The following is a 3,849-nucleotide window of genomic DNA, read 5'->3' on the forward strand; positions in this document are numbered from 1 at the left end:
GCTGGTGATTTGCGCTATCAACTCGAAGTCCTTATCCACGGCCAACACCGTCAAGTCGGACACTTCTGCGGTAGCTGCGACGAGCAGGTCCGGAATCGACGGCGCACGATGCTGGCCACGATCGGCCAGCAAGAGCTGGACCTCGATTGCGCGATCTTCCGCTGCCGGGGTCAGGTATTCCACCGGCATCAGCGCCAGGGGCGGTGCGGCGGATTCGTTGCGCGCTTGGGCAGCGGTCCGAAACGAGTAGCCGATTTCCAGTCGCGTTACGGTGCTGATCCGAACCATGCCACGCTCGATGCGGTCCACCCACAACTGCGCGTCGGGAGATTCCGGTAGGCGGGTGTATGCCGACTTGTCGATGAGCCAGGTGGTCACCGCCATGCAGATTCCATCACCTGTGGGTCAGCTAGGTCGCTGGCAGCTTCGGCAGCCCGTCGGAGGTCGTCGATGGTGAGTTGGCCGCCGACGGCGGTGGTTGACCGTTCAGCTTCGAATCGTCGCCGCAGATACTCGTTACGGGAAAGCCCATGGGCCGCGGCGTCGGTGTCGATGCGGGCGACGGCGGCTTCGGTCAAGCCTCGAATAAGTACGTCCGGCATGTCACCACTCCTGATACTCCTGATACCCCTTGATATCTTCGATATCACTTTAGTGCTTCCGACCTCGGAGCGCCAACGGGTTCGTCGAAGATACGGCGAAAACTTTTCTCGACCGCTTCCTGGGCCTCGCTGTGGCAGACAAATCACGGTCTTGACCCAACAAAAGGGGCCCGACCCGGACGTCGGCAATGGCGGTCACGGCGGCGACGGCGGCAACGGCGGGACAGGCAGCCACTCGGGCGGCAGCGGCGGCAGCGCCGGCTCGGCTGGCAAGGGCGGTGCTCCCGGTAGCCGGCGGCGAGCTGGTCGGCGGGCAGCGCCGGAGGTGTCCTACGATCTACAATCGTCGTATGACGATGCTCAGCTTCCGGGTTGATGCCGCCGATGCGGCGCAAGCCGAGCAGTGGGCGCGCCGGTTGCACATTGACCGGTCGGAGCTGCTCCGCGATGCACTGCAGCGCCACTTGGCCGAACTCGCCGCCGAGCAGGAGGCGCGGGCCTACGCTGAGCAGCCGGTGACCGACGACGAAAAGGCGCTCGCCGGCGTCGCCGACTGGGGGCCCGCCGAAGACTGGGCGGACTGGGCTGACTGGGTCGATGCGCCGCGGTGAACTCTGGTTCGCCGCGACCCCCGGCGGTGACCGGCCCGTGCTCGTCCTCACCCGGGACCCGGTCGCCGGCCGGTTCGGTGCGGTCATCGTCGCCGCACTGACCCGCACCCGTCGGGGGCTGGTGTCCGAGCTGGAACTGACCGCTGCGGTGGATCACGTGCCGAGCGACTGCGTGATCAACTTCGACAACATCCACACCCTGCCGCGCGCCGCGTTTCGGCGCAGAATCACCCGCTTGTCTCCGGCACGTCTACACCAGGCCTGCCGCACGCTGTGGACCAGCACCGGATGCTAGCCGGTTCGGTCTTGGGTGCCGTACTGATGGGTCGACGTGTCCGAGCGTTCACGTAAGCTGTGCTGAAGCGAACCGAAACAGGAGGGCGAGACCCGATGAGCGGACTTCGCCACCGCAGACCGTGGTGGAATGGGCTCAATCTGGTGGCGGTGGCGGTGGTGGGGCTGGCTGGGCTGGCTACCGGGCCGGCGTACGCGGCGCCACCACAGTATCCGGCGGCGCCCGCTCCGCCGCTGGACCCCGCGGTGATGGCCGCGCAGGCCGGACCGACCGTGGTGGATGTCAATACCCAGATGGGGTACCACAGCGCGACGAGCGCAGGGACCGGCATCGTGCTCGATCCGAACGGGGTCGTGCTGACCAACAACCACGTTATTAGCGGAGCGACCGAAGTCAGCGCCGTCGCCATCGCCAACGGCCAGAATTACCCTGCCGATGTGATCGGCTTCGACCGCACCCACGACATCGCGGTGCTGCAGCTGCACGGCGCGAGCGGCCTGCCCGCTGCCAACATCGGCAGCTCGGCGGGCGTGGCGATCGGCGAGCCGGTGGTTGCTGTGGGAAACACCGACGGGGAGGGCGGCGCGCCGAGCGCGGTGCCCGGCAACGTCACCGGGTTAAACCAAACCGTGTCGGCATCAGATGCGATGACCGGCAGCACGGAGACGCTGACCGACATGATCAGGTCCAGCACCGCGATCCGGCCAGGCGACTCGGGTGGGCCGTTGATCAACGCCGGCGGTCAGGTAATCGGCATGAACACCGCGGCGTCGGAAGCCTACAAGATGCCAACGCTGGGCGGTGAGGGCTACGCGATCCCCATCGACCAGGCCATGGCGATAGCCGGGGCGATTCGGGCCGGAGCCGCATCGAACACCGTGCATATCGGTGGCACCGGGTTCATGGGTGTCGGCGTGGTGGACTACAACGGCGCCGGTGCGAAAGTCGAGCAGGTGATCCCCGACACCCCGGCCGAGCAGGCGGGCCTCAGCAAGGACGACGTGATCACCGCGGCCAACGGCATCCCGGTGGATTCGGCCGCCGCGTTGACCAATGTCCTCGACCAGCAGCACCCTGGGGACACCGTCACACTGACCTGGCACGGTCCGGGTGGTGACCGCACCGCCTACGTGACGCTGGTGCCCGGACCGGCGGGCTAGCCGGCCGTCTGCGCACTGCGGAGGCAGGCCGGGTGGATGCTGCATCCACACGTCGATTTTCATGACGTGGGCGTGTCCTTCACCGGGGCAGCGGACTGTAGAACACCAAGCCGTTGCCTTTGTTGTCGTAGACCACGGCGCGGCGCTCGTGCGCGTCGTTGTACGGGCCCTGCACGACGCCGCCGCCGCTGGCTTCGACGGCCTTCGCCGCGGCGTCGACATCGGCGGTCTTGATACCGACGACGACCTGCCCGTGGATGGGATGGTCCACCGCGGTCGCCAGTGCGAGGGTGACCGGTCCGCCGTCGAGGGCGGCGAAGTGCGCCCCATCGCGGAAATTCAGGCCCATCCCCAGGGTCTCGCTGTAGAACCGGATCGACTCGTCCAGGTCGTCGGTCGACAAGACGATCATTTTAACTTCGTGCGTGCCCATTGCTGCCTCCTGTTCGATGGTTCGCTGACGCAGAAGCTACTCTCGCCGGTCGCCAAAAGCATCGGCAGCAGTGCGGCGGTGCACTGCTGCCGATGCCTCGGGGGTGTCGGGCAGGTTTCGCCTCAGGTGGGATCGGCGACGATGCCCAGTGTCCGCTGGATGTCCGGCTTCATCGCCACCAGCTGTTGGTTCCAGTACGGCCAGGCGTGTGTTCCGTCGGCGGGAAAGTTGAACACACCATTGGTGCCGCCGTAAGCGATGTAGTGCTGCTGGAAGGCTTGGTTGGTGCGCAGCGTCATAGTCTCCAGAAACTTGGCGGGCACGTTGTCGCCGCCCAGGTCGGTCGGCGTCCCGTTGCCGCAGTAGACCCAGATGCGGGTGTTGTTGGCCACCAGCCGCGGGATCTGCAACATCGGGTCGTTGCGTTTCCAGGCCGGGTCGCTGGTCGGCCCCCACATGCTGTTGGCGTTGTAGCCGCCCGCGTCGTTCATGGCCAGCCCGATCATCGTGGGCCACCAACCCTCGGATGGATTGAGGAAACCCGAGAGCGACGCGGCGTAGGGGAACTGCTGCGGGTAGTAAGAGGCCAGGATCAGCGCCGAGCTGCCCGACATCGAGACACCCACCGCGGCGTTGCCGTCCGGCGAGACACCCTCGTTGGCCTGCAGCCAGCTCGGCATCTCCCTGGTCAGGAAGGTCTCCCACTTGTAGGTGTAGTCCTGGCCGTTGCCCTGCGACGGCCGGTACC

General features: G+C 66.6%; 7 protein-coding genes. 3 read left to right on the plus strand and 4 right to left on the minus strand.

The genetic code is table 11. From position 1 onward, the window contains the following. Window positions 1–384, minus strand: a 384-nt coding sequence (locus AC2VON_RS21420; protein WP_486954654.1) for a PIN domain-containing protein, incomplete at its 3' end; no start/stop codon positions are given. Continuing rightward, window positions 375–602, minus strand: coding sequence for a type II toxin-antitoxin system VapB family antitoxin (gene vapB / locus AC2VON_RS21425; RefSeq protein WP_486954655.1), 228 nt, complete (start codon window positions 600–602; stop codon window positions 375–377). The genes vapB and AC2VON_RS21420, both read right to left, overlap by 10 nt. 356 nt (window positions 603–958) lie before the next feature. Here vapB and AC2VON_RS21430 point away from each other — a divergent pair, with 356 nt between their 5' ends. From AC2VON_RS21430 to AC2VON_RS21440, 3 genes are all read left to right on the plus strand, one after another. Next, complete coding sequence (locus AC2VON_RS21430; RefSeq protein ID WP_486954660.1) at window positions 959–1,213, plus strand: antitoxin; 255 nt, start codon at window positions 959–961, stop codon at window positions 1,211–1,213. Next, window positions 1,200–1,508, plus strand: coding sequence for a type II toxin-antitoxin system PemK/MazF family toxin (locus AC2VON_RS21435; protein WP_486954656.1), 309 nt, complete (start codon window positions 1,200–1,202; stop codon window positions 1,506–1,508). Before AC2VON_RS21430 ends, AC2VON_RS21435 begins: the two co-directional genes overlap by 14 nt. 95 nt (window positions 1,509–1,603) lie before the next feature. Next, window positions 1,604–2,668 carry a S1C family serine protease gene (locus AC2VON_RS21440; RefSeq protein ID WP_486954657.1) on the plus strand — a complete coding sequence of 355 codons (1,065 nt, stop codon included), beginning with the start codon at window positions 1,604–1,606 and terminating at the stop codon, window positions 2,666–2,668. 79 nt (window positions 2,669–2,747) lie between these two features. Here the strand turns inward: AC2VON_RS21440 and AC2VON_RS21445 are convergent, their stop codons facing one another. Together AC2VON_RS21445 and AC2VON_RS21450 are read right to left on the minus strand one after the other, a co-directional pair. Continuing rightward, window positions 2,748–3,101 (minus strand): VOC family protein, encoded by a 354-nt coding sequence (locus tag AC2VON_RS21445; protein ID WP_486954658.1) that lies wholly within the window; start codon window positions 3,099–3,101, stop codon window positions 2,748–2,750. Window positions 3,102–3,223: 122 nt separating this feature from the next. Further along, window positions 3,224–3,849, minus strand: a 626-nt coding sequence (locus AC2VON_RS21450) for an esterase family protein (RefSeq protein ID WP_486954659.1), incomplete at its 5' end; no start/stop codon positions are given.

This window comes from Mycobacterium sp. TH-M82 (assembly GCF_057473605.1).